The organism is Burkholderia sp. KL41, from assembly GCF_057005415.2.
On record NZ_CM174447.1, the window covers coordinates 1,279,053 to 1,298,664 of the forward strand.

The window sequence follows — 19,612 nt, forward strand, 5'->3', positions numbered from 1 at the left end:
GGCGTCATGCCTGCGCAACCGGGTGCAGCGGCACGCGGCGCGGGGCGGCTTGCGCGGCGTAGCGCGCGTTGGTCGCGTCGATGTTCTCGAGCAGCGTGTTGAGCCCCTGCAGGTACTGGTGGTTGTCGTGGTCCCACGGGTGGAAGCCGGGGCGGAAGTAGTCGAGCCATTCGCGCGCGATGCTCGGGAACACGCCGTGTTTCGGGCCGTACAGGTACTTCACGAGCCGCCACATGCCGCCGAACTTGCCGTGTTCGCGACGGTGCGCGCGCATCAGGCGCACGTGGAAGTCGAACACGATCGTCCAGAAGAACACGGTCGTCGTCAGCATCGTGCCCGTGCGCAGCAGGTAGCTGCCGAGGCCCGGCTTCATCACGGTGGTCCATACGTCGTACGACACGGCCTTGTGCTCGGTTTCCTCCATCGCATGCCACATCCACATCTGCTGGTAGCCTTCGACCGAGCCGTCGATCCGGTGCTCGTGGCCCGACAGCAACTGGTTCGCGAGGATCGCCGTGTAGTGCTCGAGCGCGATCGTGATCGCGAGCTGCATCGAATGCGGCAGCACCTTCTTGAACCAGCCGAGGATCGTCCACAGGCGCTTGTCGAGCTTGTGCGCGGGCAGGCCGGACGACTGCAGCAGGTCGTTGTATTCGATGTGCTCTCGCGTGTGCATCGCTTCCTGGCCGATGAAGCCGAGTACCTGCTTCTTCAGTTCGGGATCCTCGATCCGGTCGCGATAGTTGCGCACCGAGTCCATGAAGAAGCGTTCGCCGGCCGGGAACAGCAGCGACAGCGCGTTCATGAAGTGCGTGACCGGCACGCCCTGTACATGCCAGTCCTTCGCGCGTTCCGGCGGCAGCGCGAAACGGATGTCGCGCCGCACCGGCATCATGTTCGGGGTCGTCATGATTGTTCTCCTCCCTGATTGCCTGCATTGTTGTAGGTGGCATGCAGCGGCGCGGGCGCCGGCGTGCCGCGGGCGGCGTCACGGCGCGCGCGGGCGGCCTCGCGGCGCGTCGCGAACACGACGAGCGCCTGGTACGCGGACGGCAGCACGCGCGCCATCCAGTCGCCGGCCTTCGCGTCGCGGCCGATCAGCACGCGGCGCTTGTTCTTGCGCACGCCCGCGAGGATCGTGCGCGCGGCATCGTCGGCGGTCGTGATGAAGAACTTCTCGAACGTGTCGCGGCCTTGCTGCTCGCTCGCGACCATGAAGCCGACCATGTTCTTCGACACGCGGCTCGCCTGCGCGATGTTCGTGCGGATGCCGCCCGGATGCACGCAGGTCGCCGATACGCCGCACTTCATCATGTCGAGTTCCTGGCGCAGCGATTCGGTGAAGCCGCGCACCGCGAACTTGGTCGCGTTGTAGCCGCTCATGCCCGGTTGCGCGAAGATCCCGAACAGGCTCGACGTGTTGATCACGTGGCCGTCGCCCGATGCCTTCAGGTACGGCAGGAACGCCTTCGTGCCGTGCACGACGCCCCAGAAATTGATGTTCACGATCCACTCGAGATCGTTGTAGTCCATCCCTTCGATCGTGCTCGACAGCGCGACGCCCGCGTTGTTGAAGACCAGGTTGACCTTGCCGTGTTCTTTCGCGGTGTCGTCGGCCCACGCGAACATCGCATCGCGCTCGCCGACGTCGAGCACGCGCGTCGAGACACGCACGTTCGGCGCGATCGTGCGGACGATCCGTTCGGTTTCGGCGAGGCCCACGCCGTTCTTGTCGGCGAGCGACACGTGGCAGCTTGCCTGTGCGAGCTGGATCGCGAGCGAGCGGCCCATGCCCGAGCCGGCACCCGTGATCGCGGCGACCTTGTTGGCGAAATCTCTCATGTCGGTTGCTCCTTGTCTGGCTCAGGCTGCTTCGGCGGAAGTCGAAGTCGAAGCAGCAGCGGCCGGCGCGGCGGCGGGCTGCGCCGTGGTGTCGAGTTGCGGCGCGCGATACGCGTGGTAATCGGCGATCGAGAAATGGGCGGTCGCCTGGCGGAAGCGCCACGTGAAGCCCGGCCACAGCGTGGTGTTCTTGCCGGTGCGCGGATCGAGGTACCAGCTCTTGCAGCCGCCCGTCGACCAGATCGCCTTTTTCAGCTTGCCCTGCAGGTCGCTGTTGAATTGCGCCTCGACGAGCGGGCGTACCTCGATCGCATCCGCGCGTTCGCGACGCATCGCCTGCAATGCGCCGAGGATGTACTCGATCTGCGACTCGATCATGAACACCATCGAGTTGTGGCCGAGGCCCGTGTTCGGGCCGACGATCATGAAGAAGTTCGGGTAGCCGGGGAGCGTCGAGCCGAGATACGCGTGCGCGCCGTCGCGCCATGCGTCGACGATGTCGAGCCCGCCGCGGCCGATGATCGCGCCGCGCGGAAACGGATCGGCCACCTGGAAGCCGGTGCCGTAGATCAGGCAGTCGACTTCATGGCGGCGGCCGTCGGTCGTCACGACCGCGTCGGCTTCGATGTGGTCGATGCCGGTCGTGATCACGTCGACGTTCTTGCGCGACAGCGCCGGGTAGTAGTCGTTCGAGATCAGCACGCGCTTGCAGCCGAGCGTGTAGTTCGGCGTGACGGTCTTGCGCAGCTCCGGATCGGGAATCTGCTTGCGGATGTGGCGCAGCGCGAGCTTCTGCACGTTCTTCATCAGCGACGGATGGATCGCGAAGCCGAGCACGCGCGATTCGAGCATCCAGTAGATGCCGCTGCGCACGGCCTTCTGCGTGAACGGCAGCGTACGGAACAGCCACTTCTCGAACCCGGTCAGGTTGCGGTCGGGCTTCGGCATGATCCACGGCGGCGTGCGCTGGAACAGCGCGAGTGCCTTCACGCGCGGCGCGATCTGCGGCACGAACTGGATGGCGCTCGCGCCGGTGCCGATCACCGCGACGCGCTTGCCTTCGAGCGCATAGTCGTGATCCCAGTGCTGCGAGTGGAACGCGCGGCCCTTGAAGTTCTCGACGCCGGGTATCGACGGCAGCGCGGCGCGCGACAGGCCGCCCATCCCGGACACCAGCACGCGTGCCGACAGCCGCTTGCCGTTCGCGAACGTGAGGCGCCAGCGTTGCGCGGCGTCGTCGTATTCGGCGCGCTGCAGTTCGTGGTTCAGGCGCAGGTGCGCGCCGATCCCGAAGCGCTGCACGCAGTCTTCCAGGTATGCGCGGATCTCGGGTTGCGGCGCGAACATGCGCGTCCAGCGCGGGTTCGGCGCGAACGAGAACGAATAGACGTGCGATTGCACGTCGCATGCACACCCGGGGTAATGATTGTCGCGCCACGTGCCGCCGACCGACGCGGCCTTCTCGAGGACGACGAAGTCGGTCACGCCTGTTTGCCGCAGGCGGATCGCCATCCCGAGGCCGGCGAAGCCGGTGCCGATGATGGCGATGTCGATGGTTTCGTCCAGGCCGTCGTGGCCGGGCGGACCGAAAGGCAACGTGCGAGCATTCATCCGGGTGTCTCCGATTTGGCTCATTTTCGAATGTTACATTGTTTGATGTAACGATAGTGGGTGAACCCGGAAACCGCAAGAGGCTAGAAGCGGCGCTCTAAGGGCCGGAAGCCAGGCTGGAAAAGGCTGAGCGGGGTTTGGAACAGGCCGGTTTCCGCATCGCGGAATGCGCGGAAAGGGCCGTCGGCAGGGCAAGAGAGGGAGCGGACGAGACCGCCGGCGTGCGGCGGTCTGTTTGAAACGGTATCAGGGACGGATCGGTTGGGCGGCCGTCTCATGGAAAACCCCGGCCACGATCGTGACCTGCGCGAGCGCGTAGAGGCCCCAGATCAGGTACTCGATGCCCGGAAAGCCGCCGAGGAAACGGCCGACGCCGATCAGCGTATCGGAGCCGACGAAGATCAGGCTGCCGACGGCCACCAGCGGGCCGCGCGTGCGGGCCGCGAGCGCGAAGCTCGCCATCACGCAGAGCACGAGCATGTAGACGGCGACGGGTGCGAGCAGCTCGCCGAGGTGCGGGAAGAACGCCACGTAGAACGCCGGGGCGGCGATCCACAGCCCGACGAGCGCGACGACGCGCCAGCCGTGCGGCCGTGCGCGCCAGCGCATGAAGATCGCGCAATAGCACAGGTGCGTGAGCAGGAACGCGCCGAGGCCGAGGACGAACGACAGCGGCCAGTCGGGCAGCGCGAGCAGCACGTCGCCGAGCACGGCGGTCACGAGCGCCGCGCACAGCCACGCGCGTTCGCGCGCCGCGCCGCAGGTGCTGCCCGCCGCGAGCAGCAGGATGCCCATCGCGGCTTTCGCGGCGGCCTGGCCCGGATAGGGGGCGGCAGCGAGCGACAGCCCGTACAGCAGCGCGGCGACGACGGCAAGCGGCCAGAGCCGGCGGTAGGTGGCGGGAAGCGTGGCGATCAAGGCGGGTGTCTCCGGTTTGTTGTTGTCTGCGGTGGACGGCGCACGGTCGAGGGCGCGGCTGCCGGCCATTATCCGGAAGAACGGGCGCGGGAAAACCGGCGAATCCTTCTAGGACGCGGCAGGCAGGGTACGCAAAGGCGCCTGGCCGCAGCCATGGCGATCCGGCGTTGCCGCGCGCACGACGGGCGAACGCCTTCACCCGGTTTCTTCGACGTGTTGCCCCGGTCGAGCCGTGGCAACGACATCAATTCGGCTTGTTATGATCGCCGCGGTATTGCCGTTGTCGTTGTTCCGCCCGGCCGCGTGACAGGATGCGCAAGCCGGTGTGTGCCCGATGAATCCATGCCGTGCCCGCTCCGCGCGTCGATGCAACGCGGCGCGGGCCGGCCCCCACGAAAAATGGTCCGACCATGACCGAACTTCTCCATGGCGACGGCGCGATCCGTCGCACGACGCCGTACGGCTCGTCGATCGAAAACACCTATGCGGGCGTGCTGTCGTTCATGCGCCGCAACTATTCGCGCGCGCTCGACGGGGTCGACGTCGCGATCTCCGGCGTGCCGCTCGACCTCGCGACGACCTATCGCTCCGGCGCGCGGCTCGGCCCGGCCGCGATTCGCGCGGCGAGCGTGCAGCTCGCGGAGCTTCACCCGTATCCGTGGGGTTTCAACCCGTTCGACGATCTCGCGGCCGTCGACTACGGCGACTGCTGGTTCGACGCGCACAACCCGCTGTCGATCAAGCCCGCGATCGTCGAGCATGCGCGCACGATCCTGCGCTCGGGCGCGAAGATGCTGACGCTCGGCGGCGACCACTACATCACGTATCCGCTGCTGGTCGCGCACGCGGAGCGCTACGGCAAGCCGCTGTCGCTGATCCATTTCGACGCGCACTGCGATACGTGGGCCGACGACGATCCGGACAGCCTCAATCACGGGACGATGTTCTACAAGGCCGTGAAGGAAGGGCTGATCGATCCCGCGACGTCGGTGCAGGTCGGCATCCGCACGTGGAACGACGATTTCCTCGGGATCGAGCGGCTCGATGCCGCGTGGGTGCACGACCACGGTGCGCGCGCGGCGGTCGAGCGGATCGTCGACATCGTCGGCGCGCGGCCCGCGTACCTGACGTTCGACATCGATTGCCTCGATCCGGCGTTCGCGCCCGGCACCGGTACGCCGGTCGCGGGCGGGCTGTCGTCGGCACAGGCCCTCGCGATCGTGCGCGCGCTCGGCGCGATCGACCTGGTCGGTGCGGATGTGGTCGAGGTGGCACCTGCGTACGACCACGCGGACATCACGGCGATCGCGGCCGCGCATGTCGCGTGTGACTTGCTGTGTCTGTGGCGGCAGAAGAAGGTGGCGGGGGCGCTGAAGTAAGCGGGCATGCCGGGTGCGCGCGTGCCGACGGCGCGGCGCGCGCACGTTGTCGGCTCGGCTGGGCTCGGCTCGATGCGCGGTGTGCCGATTGCCGTTTGCATCCGGTGGATCCGGCAACAGGCCATCGGGGAATTCCGCGGAAGGTTCTTGCCGATCCGTTGGCGACATCAGCGAAACGTCAGCGGGTGGCTGCCTTCGTCTGCCGGCGAGGCATTCGCGTGTCACCGATGCTGCGTGCCGGCGTCATCGAGCGAAAAGCTATCGATTCCTGAAGAAAGCGGAAAGCATGTCGTCGACCGGAGCAGCACGATGCTGCGTCGCTCGCTGCTTTCCCGATCGTCCGCGGGATCGCGCGCGATCCGGCTCGACACCGGTGCCAACCGGCCATGTTCCTGTATAAACCGCACGCGGCCGGATGAGATCGGATTGCGCGCGCTGCTCCAGCCCGTGCGCGATCCAGCCGATCGAGCGGCCCAGTGCGAACAGGCCGAATGCTGCACCGACGGGAAGCCGCAAATGTCTGCGCAGTGCCTCCAGCGCGAGATCCACGGAGGGCTTCTGGCCGGTGAGCGCGCTCCCTGCATCGAGCATCCTGTTCCATTGAGGGTGGCGCGGCAGGATCCGCGACAACAGGTACGTCGCGCGCACGTCGCCGTCGGGATAGAGCGAATGCCCGAAGCCCGGCAAGCCGTCACCCCGGGCGAGACGCTCGCTCATTTTCCGTTCGACATCCTTATTGCCGATTTCGTCCCACAGCGCTTCGCCGCGCGCCGTGGTGGCGCCGTGACGTTCGCCCGACAGGCCGGCCAGGCCGCCGACCACGACGGCCCGCAGGCTCGCGTTCGTCGACGCAATGCACCGGCCCGTGAAGCTCGACGCGTTCAGTTCGTGATCCGCGCACAGCACGAGCGCCGCCCTGATCAGCTCGGCGCCCGCGGGCCCGACGCCCCATGCCCGCGCGCATTGCACGTGGACGGGGGCCGTATCGATCCGGGTGCGCAGCAGGCACGCCGCCAGAATCCGCACGAGATCGCCGCAGCCCTGTGCGTGACGATCGGACGATTGCTGCCAGATCGCCGTCGGCGCGTCCTCGCTCGCGACGGTGAAGAGCGGCAGCAGCGCCTGCTCGGCACGTTGGTCGCCGTAGTGCCTGAAGAGCGTTCGCAGTACCGCGGGCGTAGCAGGGGCCTGGCGGCCGAAAGCGGTCTGCTCGTCGTTTCGCCATAGCAGCGCCGCGACTTCCTCGAGGCTCGCCCGGCTCGCGAGATCGAGCGCATCCGTACCGCGATAGAAGAGCCGGCCGCCGTCGATCAACGTGATGCTCGATTCGAGCACCGGGGCACCCCAGTTCAGCGCGGCCTTTGCCACTTCCTTCGGCTTGCGGCCTCGTGCGCGTTGATCCGCGAGCCGGTCGACGTCGGCCGCGAGGTAGCGGCTTTCACGGTGGCTGCCGCCGGGTTCCGCGCGAAGCAGGCCGCGGCTGACGTATGCATAAAGCGTTTGCCGCGAGACGCCGAGCCTTGCCGCGGCGTCGGTCGAATTCAGGTAGTTCGACATCGTGCGCAGAGTGAATCGTTCGACAGGTTGATCAGGATAATCAACGTTGACAGCAAATGCGAGCGAGACGATCTTTGCGTCACCTAATTCATGCGAGGCGAACATGCGTGTCGATCAAATATCGCGGGAACGGGCCACGGACGACGAGGATCGGGTGTCGCGCCATCTGCGGACGTTCTGGCTGGCGGCCGGCGGCTCTCCGGCGTTCCTCGAATCGTGCAGCTTCAGCGGCGCCGGAGAACTGGTCTCCGCGTTTCGCGTAACCGACATGGCCGCGGCGGCAATCGGGGCGGCGGGGACGTCCGTCGCCGAATTGCTGCATGCATCGGCAGGAACGTTGCCGGCGGTACAGGTCGACCGGCGCATGGCGTCGCTGTGGTTCGGCACGTCGCTGCGTCCGCAGGGCTGGACGATGCCGCCTCAATGGGATCCGGTGGCCGGCAACTATCGGGCGCGCGATCGCTGGATCAGGTTGCACACCAACGCGCCGCATCATCGACTGGCCGCGTTGTCGGTACTCGGCTGTGCCGCCGATGCGGAGTCGGTCGCGCAGGCGGTGAGTCGCTGGGATGCCGGCGCGCTCGAGGCGGCGATCGTCGAACGTGGCGGGTGTGCCGCGGCGATGTACTCGGCGCAGGAGTGGGCCGGGCATCCGCAGGGGCAGGCGGTCGCAACTGAACCGTTGCTGCACGTTCATCCCGCGACGGATGCCGTCGCGCATGCGTGGCGGCCTTCGAGCGACCGGCCGCTGCGCGGCATTCGCGTGCTCGACCTGACGCGCATTCTCGCCGGCCCCGTGGCGACACGATTTCTCGCGGGCCTGGGTGCCGAGGTGCTGCGCATCGATCCGTACGGCTGGGAAGAACCGGGTACGGTGCCCGAAGTCGTCCTCGGCAAGCGCTGTGCGCGGCTGAACCTGAAGGATGCCGCGGACCTCGATACGCTCAGGCAGTTGCTGCGCCGCGCGGATATCGTCGTGCACGGTTACCGGTCGGATGCGCTCGCGCGCCTCGGGCTCGATGCCGCGCAACGGCGCGAACTGAATCCCGCGCTCATCGACGTGTCGCTCGACGCCTATGGCTGGACCGGCGCGTGGCGTTGCCGACGCGGCTTCGACAGCCTCATTCAGATGAGCACGGGAATCGCCGAGGCGGGCATGCGCGTGACGGGCAGCGATGAACCGGTGAACCTGCCGGTCCAGGCGATCGACCATGCGACGGGCTACCTGATGGCGACGGCCGCCATCCGCGGGCTGACGACGCGAATGACGCAGGGTGTCGGTACCGAGGTCCGCGCCTCGCTGGCGCGCACGGCGGCCGTCTTGCAGTTGCGCCCGGAGCCGATGAGCGAGGTGGTCGAACTGGTCGCCGACGGTCAGCGAGATCGGGCGGACCACGTCGAGCTCACATCGTGGGGGCCGGCATCGCGGCTCCGCCCGCCATTGCAGATCGACGATGCGCCGCTGCGATGGTTTTATCCGGCACGTGCACTGGGTGCATATGAACCCGGGTGGTTGTCGTCGAACGACGATCTTTGAGGAAGCGCGTTTCCCGGTCTTCGGCGCCGCCCGCCCGGAAGGTCAACGTGACGCGATGAAGGCACAGGCGATGAACGGCCGGACGGCTGCCGACACCGTCGGCCGGCACGTGACCACATGGAGCAACCGGGTCAATGGAGGCGCGGAGCGGGGACGTTGGCGAAGCGGGCAGTTGCTCGCCGCCCGGATTCCGCAACGTCGGGCAGTGCAGAAAAGGCCGGCGGGCAGTGTGCCCGTCGGCCTTTTTCGTATGGACGTGTGCGAGCGTGGGTTCGCGCTACTTCGCGGCGAGCGCGGATGCGATGCTCTTGTCGCTCCACGCGTTGTCGGCCACGCTCAGCTTCTGCGGAATCAGCTTCGCCGCGTAGAACGCATCGGCGACGCCTTGCTGGGCCGCGACGATCCGGTCGTCGATCGGCACCGCGCCAAACGGGACACGCTTGATCCACGTCTCGACGAGCGGTTGCGGCAGGCCGACCTTCGGCGCGATCAGCGCGGCGGTGTCGGCCGGATGCGCGTTGACCCACAGGCCCGTCTCGCGCGCCTGCTTCAGGATCGCGCCGACCACGTCGGGATGCTGCTGCGCGAAGTCCCGCGTCGCTTCGTAGAAGTTGTTGGTCGCCGCGAGGCCCGTGTAGTCGGACAGCGTGCGTACCTTCAGCGTGTTTTGCGCGGCCGCGTAGTACGGATCCCAGACGACCCACGCATCGACGTTGCCGCTTTCGAACGCGGCACGCGCGTCGGCCGGCGCAAGGTACACGGGGTGGATTTCGTCGTAGCGCACGCCGGCCTTCTGCAAGGCTTCGAGCAGCAGGTAGTTCGCGCTCGAGCCCTTCTGCAGCGCGATTTTCTTGCCGCGCAGGCCCGTAACCGAACGGATCGGCGAATCGGCCTTCACGAGCACGGCTTCGTTGTGCGGCGCCGGCGGTTCCGCGCCGACGTAGACGAAGTGCACGCCGGCCGCCTGCGCGAACACGGGCGGCGGCGCGCCCGTATAGCCGAAGTCGATGCTGTTCGCGTTCAGTGCTTCGAGCAGTTGCGGCCCGGCCGGGAATTCGAACCACTGGACGCCATAACCGAGCGGCTTGAGCCGCGCTTCGAGCGAACCTTGGGCCTTGACGACCGACAGCAGGCCGGCCTTCTGGTAGCCGATGCGCACGACCTTGTCGGCGCTACCTTGTGCGAAGGCCGATGCCGCAGACAGCGTGACGAGCGTGACGGCGGCGGTGCGGGCGATCCAGCGGGTGAAACGAATCATCGAACGGACTCCATGCAAAACGTCTTCGGGCGAGCGGCTGTGCCGCTCGGTTGGAAGAATCGTCGCATGGGCGGTCGCGCCCGCAAACGAAGCATTGCCGATATGAATATGACGGCGGTGCGCCTATGCTTCGTCGTCGTGTTCCGATGCCGGCGTGCCGGACTGCCGTGCGGCCTCGTCGCTGAGCTTTTTGTCGAGGATCGTCGCGACGCGGCCGCCGAGATAGGCGCTCGCGGCGGTTTCCAGCGCGCGGTTCGTCTCGCCTTCGACGAACACGGCCGCGAGCGGACGCAGGCGCCAGATCGCGTCGACCAGCTCGGGCACGTCGGTGGCGGGCGGCAGCGTGCCGGCGTCGTAGCGGTCGAGCCGCTTCACGACGAGATCGACGAGCAGCCGCGCGATCGCGTCGAAATGCGGCCGCGCGAGGCTGATCACGTCGAGCAGCTCGCGCGGCGGGATGCCTTCCTTCGTCATCGCGGCCGCCGCTTCGAGCAGCGCGGGGCTCTTCGCGACGAACGACAGGCCGCGCCGTTCGAGCAGGCCGAGTTCGGTGACGCGAGACAACTGCGTGGTCGCCTGCGGGCCGAACATCTGCGCGAGCGCGGCGAGCGAATAGGTTTTCGGCAGTTCGTGCGACCAGCGGCCGCCGATCGCGTTTTCGAGGCCGAGGATCGAGCGCAGGTCGTGGCCTTCGTCGATCGCCTTGATCAGGTCCTGGATGTTCGACAGCGTGTAGCCGCGCGCGAGCAGGTGGTTGATCAGCTTCAGGCGCGCGACGTGCGTGTCGTCGTAAATGCCGACGCGGCCGCGCTTTTCCGGCGGCGCGAGCAAGCCGCGATCCTGGTACGCGCGGACATTGCGCACGGTCGTGTCGGACACGCGCGCAAGCTCGTCGACCGTGTACTCGTTGCGGGAGTCCGGCGCGGCCTCGTCGGGTGTGGAATGAGTCTGTTTTGACATGCGGCCATTCTAGCGCGACGTGGCGCGCCAGGGTCCGTTCACGCGCATGAAGGGCCGGCGCGAGCCGGTCATTCGCATGACCGGACCTTATGGCGAGACGGGGAGCGTGCGCGCGCCGTCGCCGAGCGGCCGCTGCAGCAGCGCCGTATCGATCCAGCGGCCGTGCTTGAAACCGGCCGCCTTCAGCATGCCGGCCGGCTCGAAGCCGAACGCGTGATGCAGCGACGTCGAGCCGCCGGTGCCGCCATCGGCGATCACCGCGATCATCTGCCGCCACGGGCCGGCCTCGCAGCGTTTGATCAGCGCCGCGAGCAGCGCGCGGCCGATCCCGCGCCCGCGCTGCGCATCGTCGATGTAGATCGAATCCTCGATCGTGAAGCGGTACGCGCTACGCGCGCGGTACGGCGTCGCGTATGCGTAGCCGGCCACGCGGCCGTCGCATTCGGCGACGAGGTACGGCAGCCCGTGGCCCAGTACCGCGTCGCGGCGCGCGCGTAGTTCGGCGACGTCGGGCGGCGTTTCCTCGAAGGAGGCGACGCTGTGGTGCACGTGGTGCGCATAGATCGCGTGGATCGCGTCGAGATCGGCGTCGATCGCGTCGCGGACGACGCAGGCGGCTGGCGAGATGGACATGGCGACGGAGCGACAGGGTGGGGTGCGGGAAAACCACTACTATGCGGGCGAATGCCCGGCGCGTAAAGCGGTGGCTGCGGCGATGGCGATGGCGATGGCGATGGCGATGGCGATGGCGATGGCGATGGCGAGCGGCGAGCGGCGAGCGGCGAGCGGCGAGCGGCGGCGACTGCGGCGGTAACCGCGTGTCCGGCGCCGCGGGGTTCAGTTCGGCGCCCGCTTCTTCTGCGTGTCGCGCGGCAACTCGTCGAAGCGGGCGAAGTAGTAGGCGGAAAAGCGGCCGAGGTGCCCGAAGCCGAACGTCAGCGCCGTATCGGTGATGCTGGCGGCCGGGTCGGTCAGCAACTGCACGCGCGCGGCGTCCAGCCGGATGTTGCGCAGCAGCTCCATCGGGGTCGCGCCGTGATAGCGGCGACACAGCACGTTCAGCGTCCGCAGGCTGACACCGGCCGCGCGGGCGAGATCCTCGAGCGAGATCGGCGCGCAGAGCCGCGCGTGGATGAATTCGTGCAGCGCATCCATCTGCCGGATGTCGCCACGCGATCCGGCTTGCGCGGGGGCGCCGCGTGCTTGCAGCGCCGGGCCGGCTTGCACGGCGGCGGGCGACGGCGGGCAATGCACGAGCAGGAACAGCGCGAGGCTCTGTTCGAAGTGGTCGCGCCATTCGGCCCGTATGCCGCCGTCGTCGGCAACGGCGAGCACGTTGAGCAGCGACTGCGCGATCAGATCCCACTGCGACGCAAGCGCCGTCGGCAACAGGAAGCCTGGCGCGAGGCCGGGCGCCGCGTCGTCGGGCCGGCGGCCGCAGACTGCGCGCATCAGCGAATCGGGCACCTTGACGATCAGCTGCCGGGTGCCGGTTCGCCAGCGGAGGCGGATGCGCGACGTCGGTGCCAGCACGGCGGTGCGCCCTTCGGACACGCCCATCACGTGCCCGTCGCACTCGATTTCGGCGCCGCCCGCGAGGGACGTGTGGACGAGCGAAAAGCCGTCGAACGGGCGCGGGGCGACTTCGACCTCGGCGCCGTACTGCAGCGCGTAGACGCTCAGGTGATTCAGTTGCCCCTTGAACAGCGCTGCGTCGGGTACGCCCTGCTTCCAGCGCAGCGCATGCTCGGCCAGTTCCAGCGAGACCTGCTCGTGCGCATCCGTGCGCAGGCCGGATCGGAACACGCAATTCCGATACAGCGCGGACAATGCGTCCGCATTCGGGGTGAGGGGCATGGGGCGTCTCCTGCGTGGCGTTTTTCGCGCAGCACATCAGCTGGCCGCGGATGCGCGTCGTGCCACATCGGTTTCTCTTGTGAGCGAGATATCCTGAAAGGATGATATTGATCTTTGTCAGGCTTGTCGAAAGTTTCGCAAGAATCGGATAGTCCCGTCCCCGCCGGGGAAAAATCCGGATAGCGCACGGCGTGCCGCACGAGAAAAACGAACCGGATTCGCGAGCGGCCTGCAAATTCCGGATAGTGGAAATCATTGTGGCTTCCTACACTGCGCCGGCAGCCGGACGAACAGCGGCGCATTTCATGGCAATGATTCGTACAACTACTAAATTGATGGGTCGATCGACCGTATTGGTTCGAACTCGCGTCATGCGACGGCTACCGCCGGGCCCGGATCCCCTCTGGAAAAGGAAGGAAGCTCCATGCGTCAAATCAACCTGCAGGCGCTCTCGGACGATGCGCGGCTGGGCAAGCTGCACGGCGTCGTGCTGTTCTGGTGCGCGCTGATCATCGTGTTCGACGGTTACGACCTGGCAGTGGCCGGCATCGCGCTGCCGGCGATCATGAACGAGATGGGCGTCAACCCCGCGCAGGCCGGCTTCATGGTCAGCTCGGCGCTGTTCGGCATGATGTTCGGCAACATCGTGTTCGGGACCGTCGCCGAGAGGATCGGGCGCCGCCGGGCCATCGCGGCCTGCCTGACGTTGTTCAGCGTCTTTACCGCGGCGGCCGGGTTGGCGCCGACGCCCGTGCTGTTCGGCGTCGCGCGCTTCCTCGCGGGCATCGGCATCGGCGGCGTCATGCCGAACGTGATCGCCCACATGACCGAATACGCGCCGCGCCGCGTGCGCAATACGCTGGTGACGCTGATGTTCAGCGGCTATTCCGTCGGCGGCATGCTGGCGGCGGTCATGGGCAAGGGGATGATCGACGCCCATGGATGGCAATCCGTGTTCGTCGCCGCGGGCGCGCCGGTGTTGCTCGTCCCGCTGCTCATGAAATGGATGCCGGAATCGCTGCCGTTCCTGATCCGGCACGGCAGGACGGACGAACTCGCGCGCATCGCGCAGCGGCTCGATCCCGCCTATCGGCCGCAACCGGGCGACTGTTATGTCGTTCCGCGCGCCGACCACGCGGGCAACGCGCCGGTCCGGCAGCTGTTCGACGACGGCCGCGGGTTCAGCACGGTCATGTTCTGGATCGCGTGCTTCATGTGCCTGTTCATGGTGTACGCGCTCAGTTCGTGGTTGACGCGGCTGATGGCGGGCGCCGGCTACAGCCTCGGCTCGGCGTTGACGTTCGTGCTGGTGCTGAACGCCGGCGCGATGGCCGGCGCGATCGGCGGCGGCTGGCTGGCCGATCGCCTGCCGATCAAGACGGTGCTCGTGTCGATGTACCTCCTTGCCGCCGTGTCGATCACGCTGCTCGGCTACCCGATGCCGACCGCGCTGCTGTTCGTGCTGGTCGGCCTCGCGGGTGCGTCGACGATCGGCACGCAGATCGTCAACTGCGCATATGCGGGGCAGTTCTATCCGATGGCGATCCGATCGACCGGTATCGGCTGGACGTTGGGTGTGGGCCGCAGCGGCGCGATCCTGGCGCCGATCGTCATCGGCGTGCTGGTGGGCATCGATCTGCCGCTGGCACAGAACTTCATGGCGATCGGGCTGCCCGCGCTGGTGGCGGCCGTCGCGGTCGGCTTGATCGATCAGCGGCGCTCGGCGTCGCGCCACGGCCTGGCGGCTTCGGCCGCCGAACGGCACGTGCCGTCCGCCCGGCAGTCCTGAACGGCTTATCCGCGGCGCCGGCGCGCGGCCGCCGGCCGTTCGCGCACGGCGACGCCGCGGCCCGCATCCTGTGAAGGGGACAGTCAGTCATGCATCTCGATTCAAGGGCGTCGAAGGCGATGCTGGGGTGGAGTGTGTTCGCATCGTCGCTGACCGCGACGACGGGCACCGTACAGGCGCAGGGCAGTGTGACGCTGTACGGCATCGTCGACACCGGCGTTTCGTACTACAACCATGCGGCGAAGGGCGGATCGGCGGTGGGCATGCCGCATCTGACCGGCGAATTGCCGTCGCGGTGGGGCGTGAAGGGTACCGAAGACCTGGGGGGCGGCAACCGGGCGTTTTTCGTGCTGGAGAACGGCTTTCAGCCCGGCACCGGTCGGCTCAACTACGGCGGGCGACTGTTTGGCCGGCAGGCGAACGTGGGGCTGAGCAGCGCATACGGAACGCTCACGCTCGGCAGGCAAATGAACATGACGGCCCATGCGCTGGCCAACGCCGACGTGATCGGGCCGTCCATTCATTCGCCGAGCAACTTCGACGCCTATCTGCCGAATGCGCGCAGCGACAACGCGATCGGTTACCTGGGCAAGTTCCGCGGGCTCACGATCGGCGGCACCTACAGCTTCGGCCGCGATGCCGCCGGGCCGGCCGGGCCTTCCGCGACCGGCTGCGCGGGGCAGGTGCCGGGCAATCCGCTCGCCTGCCGGCAATATACGGCGCTGGTCGCTTACGACGCGGCGCGCTTTGGCGTCGCGGCGTCCTACGACGTGAAGCGCGGCGGGGCGGGCGCGTCGGCGCCGCTCGACAGCAGCGCCCATACGAGCACGCACGGCGTCGTCGGCGGCTATGCGGTGGTGGGGCGCGCGAAGCTCGGTGCGGGATGGATCAGGAACAACGTCGCGGCGGCCGGCCATTTGCAGACCGATATTGTCTTCGCGGGCGTTGCCTATGTGCTGACGCCTGCGGTCACGTTCGATGCACAAGGCACGCGTTATCTGCAACGCGGGCCCGCGAGCAATGCGAACGCGACGTTGCTGGCCGGGCGCGCCAACCATCAGCTGTCCAAGCGGACGCGCGTCTATACGTCGGTCGGCTACATGCTGAACGGCGCGACCGCAGGCAAGGCGGTCGCCGCCGGTGGCACGGTCGAAACGGGGCAGAGCCAGCTGGGGATCATGGCCGGGCTACAGCAGCGGTTCTGACGAAGCCGGGGCGTCAGAGCCGCCCATCCGCCGCGCGAACCGCCTCGGCGATCGCATCCGCGACACGCTGTACGCGCGGCGAGCGGCGCACGTCCGGGTGGACGACGAGCCAGATTTCGCGCTCGATATCGCAACGCGGCGCGGCGGTCAGTTCGACGAGCGGCGCACCGGCCTGCGCGGCCGGATCGTCGACGAGAAAGCGCGGCAGCAGCGCGACGCCGGCGCCCGCCGCGCACGCGCGATGCTGCGCGGCGAGGTCGTTCGCGATGAACGCGAAACGGCGCCCGGCCGCGAAACGCTCGAGCCACTGCTGCTGCGGCGTTTGCGCGAGCGCGTCGTCGTAGCCGACGAACGTCCAGGTGTCGGGCGGCGCGCTCGCCCATTCCGGCGATGCGCACAGCGCGAAGCGCATCGTGCCGAGCCGCCGCGCCGCGAGCCCCGGCTCGGTCGGCCGCGACAGCCGCACCGCGAGATCGGCTTCGCGCGCGTACAGGTTCGCCGCGTGCATCTCGCCCATCAGGTCGATCCGCAGCGCCGGCCATGCGCGCTGCGCGCGGGCCAGACGCGGCGCGAGGAAATGGCTGGCAAACACCGGCGACGCCGATACGCGTACCACGCCGTCGAGCGCAGCCGCACCCTGGGCGGCGCGCGCGAACGCATGCGCGTCCGCTTCGAGGCGTGCGGCGTGCTCGGCAAGGTGCAGCCCTTCGTCGGTGGGCGGCCAGCCGCGCGGCAGCCGGTCGAACAGCCGGATGCCGAGCGCGGATTCCAGCGTGTCGATGCGGCGCGCGACCGTCGAATGCTGAACCTGCAGCGTCCGCGCGGCCGCCGACAGGCTGCCGCCGCGCATCACCGCGAGGAAGTAGCGGATGTCGTCCCAGCTCATCGGCGGCGCGGCCGTGGATGTGGATGCTCGATCGGTCGAATTTTGCACAGTAGATGGGCGATCAGCGGGAATTCCGATCGATTATGCACGATGGGATGATCGTGTCACTTCATTCGATTGCGAGGAACGTCATGACCCAAACCACGACCGCCATCCGGATCGGGATCGACCGCTACGGCGACGCCGGCGTGCTGCGCCGCGTCGATGCACCCGTCGCGCCGCCCGATGCCGGCGAGGTACGGATTCGCCAGACCGCGATCGGCGTGAATTTCGTCGACATCTATTTCAGGACGGGCGCGCATGCGTTGCCCGCGCTGCCGGACGCGCTCGGCGTCGAGGCGGCGGGTGTGATCGACGCGGTCGGGCCGGGCGTGACGGATCTCGTCCCCGGCCAGCGCGTCGCGTATGCGGGCATGCCGACCGGCAGCTATGCGAGCCTGCGCACGATGCCGGCCGAGCGCGTGGTGCCGATCCCCGACGGCTTGAGCGATGATGCAGCGGCCGCCGGGCTGCTGAAAGGGATCACCGTCTACATGCTGATGCATCGCGTCCGGCAGGTCCGCGCGGGCGACACGGTGCTCGTGCATGCTGCCGCCGGCGGTGTAGGACTGCTGGCGACGCAATGGGCGCGTGCGCTCGGTGCGCGGGTGATCGGCACGGTCGGGTCGGCGGCGAAAGCCGCGCTCGTGCGCACGCATGGCGCCGAGGCGGTCGTCGATTATCGCGAGGAGGATTTCGTCGCGGCGGCGCGCGCGTTCGGCGGCGGCACCGGGGTCGATTACGCGATCGACGGAATCGGCGGCGACGTGCTGACGCGCACGCTCGGTGCGGTCCGTCCGTTCGGGATGGTCGCGAGCATCGGGCAGGTGGCCGCGATCGGCGCACGGCACACGTTCGATCTCGACGAACTGGGGCCGGCGCGCTCGATCGCGCTGGCGCGGCCGAGCGTGCTCGGCTTCATCGCGCGCGACGTCGACGGTTATCGGGAGGCTGCGCGCGCGACACTCGAACGGCTGGCGAGCGGGATGCACGTGGAGATCGGTGCGCGGCTGCCGCTCGAACAGGCGGCCGACGCGCACCGGCTGCTGGAGTCGCGCGCGACGACGGGCGGGGTCGTGCTGGTGCCGTAACGGCGGGTGGCGGCGAATCGCGAGGCGGCCCGGCGGCTGCATCGCGGTTCACCGGCCAGTCAGTTGTGCTTGCGCAACGGCGCATCCTCGACGAACCACGCGAGCACGAACGCGATCGCGATGACCGTCGCCGCCGCGAGATAGACGACGTGCAGCGAACCGGCGAACGCATGCAGGTACGCGTCGCGCACGGCATCCGGCAACTGCTGCACGGCGGCCGGGCCGAGCGCGGGCGGCAGCTCCGTGCCGGCCGGCAGCGCAGCCGTCACCCGCGACTGCAGCCCGTGCGAGAACAGCGCGCCGAACGCCGCGACGCCGAGCGAGCCGCCGATCGAGCGGAACAGCGTCGCACCCGACGTCGCGACGCCCATGTGCCGGAATTCGACCGTGTTCTGCACGGCGAGCGTGAGCACGGGCATCACCATGCCGAGGCCGATCCCGAGCAGCGCCATGTACGCATACATCGTGTGCAGCGGCGTATCGAGCGTCAGTGTGGACAGCAGCGCCATCGCGACGCCGCCGGTCAGCGTGCCCAGGATCGGAAACATCCGGTACGAGCCGAGCCGCGAGATCAGCCGGCCGCTGACGACCGACGTCACGAGCATCCCGCCCATCATCGGCAACAGCTGCATCCCGGCCTGCGACGGCGTCGAACCCTTCACGACCTGCAGGTAAAGCGGAATGAACGTGACCGAGCCGAACAGCGCGATGCCGACGACGAAGCCGATCAGGCTGACCAGCACGAAGGTGCGATGGCGGAACAGTTCGAGCGGCATGATCGGCTCGGCCGCGAGCCGTTCTTCGTAAATGAAGCCGCCGATCGCGACGACGCCGAGCACGAGCGTCATCCACAGCTGCGGCGACGTCCACGGCAGCAGCGAGCCGCCTTCGCTCGTGAACAGGATCACGCAGGTGAGGGCGGTGGCGAGGAACGCGGCGCCCATGTAGTCGATCCGGTGCTTCACGTGCGCGGTGTGCGGGCGGAACGCGACGCCGATCACCGCGAGCGCGAGAAAGCCGAGCGGCAGGTTGATCGTGAAGATCCAGCGCCACGACAGGTGCTCGACCAGGAAGCCGCCGAGCAGCGGGCCGACGATCGTCGCGAGGCCGTACACGCCGCCGAACATCCCCTGATAGCGCGCGCGGCGATCGGGCGGCACCAGATCGCCGATCGCGGCCATCGTCACGACCATCAGGCCGCCGCCGCCGAGCCCCTGCAGCGCGCGCAGCACGATCAGCTGCGTCATGTCCTGCGCGACGCCGCACAGCGCGGAGCCGGCGAGGAACAGCACGATCGCGGCCTGCAGCACGATCTTGCGGCCGTACAGGTCGCCGAGCTTGCCGTACAACGGCAGCACGACGGTGGACGACAGCAGGTACGCGGTAACGACCCACGACAACTGGTCGAGCCCGCCGAGCTCGCCGACGATCGTCGGCAGCGCGGTCGACACGATCGTCTGGTCGAGCGCGGACAGCAGCATGACGAGCAGCAGCGCGGCGACGATCAGCCCGGTCGGCGCGTCGCGGCGGGCCGTTTCGGCGGCCGGCGGAGTGAGGAGGGTGTCGGTAGTCATCGATATATCTGCCATGGCAGGGAATTGGTTCGAACTATAGCGATGGATAGTTGACCAGTCAATTTCTGCCCAGCCTCGATCTGTTGCAACCGTAACCGTAGATTGCCGA

At 68.1% G+C, this 19,612-nt stretch carries 17 protein-coding genes; 6 read left to right on the top strand and 11 right to left on the bottom strand.

Annotation, left to right across the window (positions count from 1 at the left end; all coding sequences use genetic code 11):
* Positions 1 to 4 precede the first annotated feature (4 nt).
* From PQB87_RS23300 to PQB87_RS23315, 4 genes are all read right to left on the bottom strand, one after another.
* Entirely contained in the window at positions 5 to 910 is a 906-nt protein-coding gene (locus PQB87_RS23300; RefSeq protein ID WP_153489306.1) for a metal-dependent hydrolase, read from the bottom strand.
* Positions 907 to 1,842 carry an SDR family NAD(P)-dependent oxidoreductase gene (locus tag PQB87_RS23305; RefSeq protein ID WP_489243982.1) on the bottom strand — a complete coding sequence of 312 codons (936 nt, stop codon included), beginning with the start codon at positions 1,840 to 1,842 and terminating at the stop codon, positions 907 to 909. Before PQB87_RS23305 ends, PQB87_RS23300 begins: the two co-directional genes overlap by 4 nt.
* A gap of 21 nt (positions 1,843 to 1,863) precedes the next feature.
* Positions 1,864 to 3,453 (bottom strand): flavin-containing monooxygenase, encoded by a 1,590-nt coding sequence (locus PQB87_RS23310; protein ID WP_048022544.1) that lies wholly within the window; start codon positions 3,451 to 3,453, stop codon positions 1,864 to 1,866.
* A gap of 246 nt (positions 3,454 to 3,699) precedes the next feature.
* Complete coding sequence (locus tag PQB87_RS23315) at positions 3,700 to 4,371, bottom strand: lysoplasmalogenase (RefSeq protein WP_048022562.1); 672 nt, start codon at positions 4,369 to 4,371, stop codon at positions 3,700 to 3,702.
* A 410-nt stretch (positions 4,372 to 4,781) separates the two neighbouring features.
* Here PQB87_RS23315 and speB point away from each other — a divergent pair, with 410 nt between their 5' ends.
* Positions 4,782 to 5,750 carry an agmatinase gene (gene speB, locus PQB87_RS23320; RefSeq protein WP_048022543.1) on the top strand — a complete coding sequence of 323 codons (969 nt, stop codon included), beginning with the start codon at positions 4,782 to 4,784 and terminating at the stop codon, positions 5,748 to 5,750.
* Positions 5,751 to 6,008: 258 nt separating this feature from the next.
* On the opposite strand, the gene PQB87_RS23325 is transcribed toward speB, so the two are convergent.
* Positions 6,009 to 7,307, bottom strand: coding sequence for a citrate synthase family protein (locus PQB87_RS23325; RefSeq protein WP_489243985.1), 1,299 nt, complete (start codon positions 7,305 to 7,307; stop codon positions 6,009 to 6,011).
* Positions 7,308 to 7,410: 103 nt separating this feature from the next.
* Here PQB87_RS23325 and PQB87_RS23330 point away from each other — a divergent pair, with 103 nt between their 5' ends.
* Positions 7,411 to 8,844, top strand: coding sequence for a CoA transferase (locus PQB87_RS23330; protein ID WP_175829892.1), 1,434 nt, complete (start codon positions 7,411 to 7,413; stop codon positions 8,842 to 8,844).
* Positions 8,845 to 9,121: 277 nt separating this feature from the next.
* Here the strand turns inward: PQB87_RS23330 and PQB87_RS23335 are convergent, their stop codons facing one another.
* The 3 genes from PQB87_RS23335 to PQB87_RS23345 all read right to left on the bottom strand — a co-directional run bounded on the left by PQB87_RS23335 (position 9,122) and on the right by PQB87_RS23345 (position 11,695).
* Complete coding sequence (locus tag PQB87_RS23335; RefSeq protein WP_048022540.1) at positions 9,122 to 10,102, bottom strand: sulfonate ABC transporter substrate-binding protein; 981 nt, start codon at positions 10,100 to 10,102, stop codon at positions 9,122 to 9,124.
* Between the two features lie 123 nt (positions 10,103 to 10,225).
* Positions 10,226 to 11,062: a MerR family transcriptional regulator gene (locus PQB87_RS23340; protein ID WP_021156869.1), complete on the bottom strand. Its 837-nt coding sequence runs from the start codon at positions 11,060 to 11,062 to the stop codon at positions 10,226 to 10,228.
* Between the two features lie 87 nt (positions 11,063 to 11,149).
* Positions 11,150 to 11,695, bottom strand: coding sequence for a GNAT family N-acetyltransferase (locus tag PQB87_RS23345; protein WP_489243988.1), 546 nt, complete (start codon positions 11,693 to 11,695; stop codon positions 11,150 to 11,152).
* On the opposite strand from PQB87_RS23345, the gene PQB87_RS23350 reads away from it, so the two are divergent.
* The gene (locus PQB87_RS23350; protein WP_489243989.1) at positions 11,694 to 11,876 is read left to right on the top strand and encodes a hypothetical protein; all 183 of its coding nucleotides are present in this window, start codon (positions 11,694 to 11,696) and stop codon (positions 11,874 to 11,876) included. The genes PQB87_RS23345 and PQB87_RS23350 overlap by 2 nt on opposite strands.
* 23 nt (positions 11,877 to 11,899) lie before the next feature.
* Here PQB87_RS23350 and PQB87_RS23355 read toward each other — a convergent pair whose 3' ends face one another.
* Positions 11,900 to 12,919 carry an AraC family transcriptional regulator gene (locus tag PQB87_RS23355; protein ID WP_059686122.1) on the bottom strand — a complete coding sequence of 340 codons (1,020 nt, stop codon included), beginning with the start codon at positions 12,917 to 12,919 and terminating at the stop codon, positions 11,900 to 11,902.
* Between the two features lie 424 nt (positions 12,920 to 13,343).
* On the opposite strand from PQB87_RS23355, the gene PQB87_RS23360 reads away from it, so the two are divergent.
* Both PQB87_RS23360 and PQB87_RS23365 read left to right on the top strand, forming a co-directional pair.
* The gene (locus PQB87_RS23360) at positions 13,344 to 14,708 is read left to right on the top strand and encodes an MFS transporter (RefSeq protein WP_226144197.1); all 1,365 of its coding nucleotides are present in this window, start codon (positions 13,344 to 13,346) and stop codon (positions 14,706 to 14,708) included.
* A gap of 119 nt (positions 14,709 to 14,827) precedes the next feature.
* Positions 14,828 to 15,913, top strand: coding sequence for a porin (locus PQB87_RS23365; protein ID WP_489244270.1), 1,086 nt, complete (start codon positions 14,828 to 14,830; stop codon positions 15,911 to 15,913).
* Positions 15,914 to 15,926: 13 nt separating this feature from the next.
* Here PQB87_RS23365 and PQB87_RS23370 read toward each other — a convergent pair whose 3' ends face one another.
* Positions 15,927 to 16,799, bottom strand: a complete 873-nt coding sequence (locus PQB87_RS23370; protein WP_111940731.1) for a LysR family transcriptional regulator — start codon at positions 16,797 to 16,799, stop codon at positions 15,927 to 15,929.
* A 131-nt stretch (positions 16,800 to 16,930) separates the two neighbouring features.
* On the opposite strand from PQB87_RS23370, the gene PQB87_RS23375 reads away from it, so the two are divergent.
* Entirely contained in the window at positions 16,931 to 17,929 is a 999-nt protein-coding gene (locus PQB87_RS23375) for a quinone oxidoreductase family protein (RefSeq protein WP_111940909.1), read from the top strand.
* Between the two features lie 59 nt (positions 17,930 to 17,988).
* Here PQB87_RS23375 and PQB87_RS23380 read toward each other — a convergent pair whose 3' ends face one another.
* On the bottom strand, positions 17,989 to 19,503 hold the full coding sequence (locus tag PQB87_RS23380) for an MDR family MFS transporter (RefSeq protein ID WP_174413863.1): 1,515 nt from the start codon (positions 19,501 to 19,503) through the stop codon (positions 17,989 to 17,991).
* Positions 19,504 to 19,612: the final 109 nt, after the last annotated feature.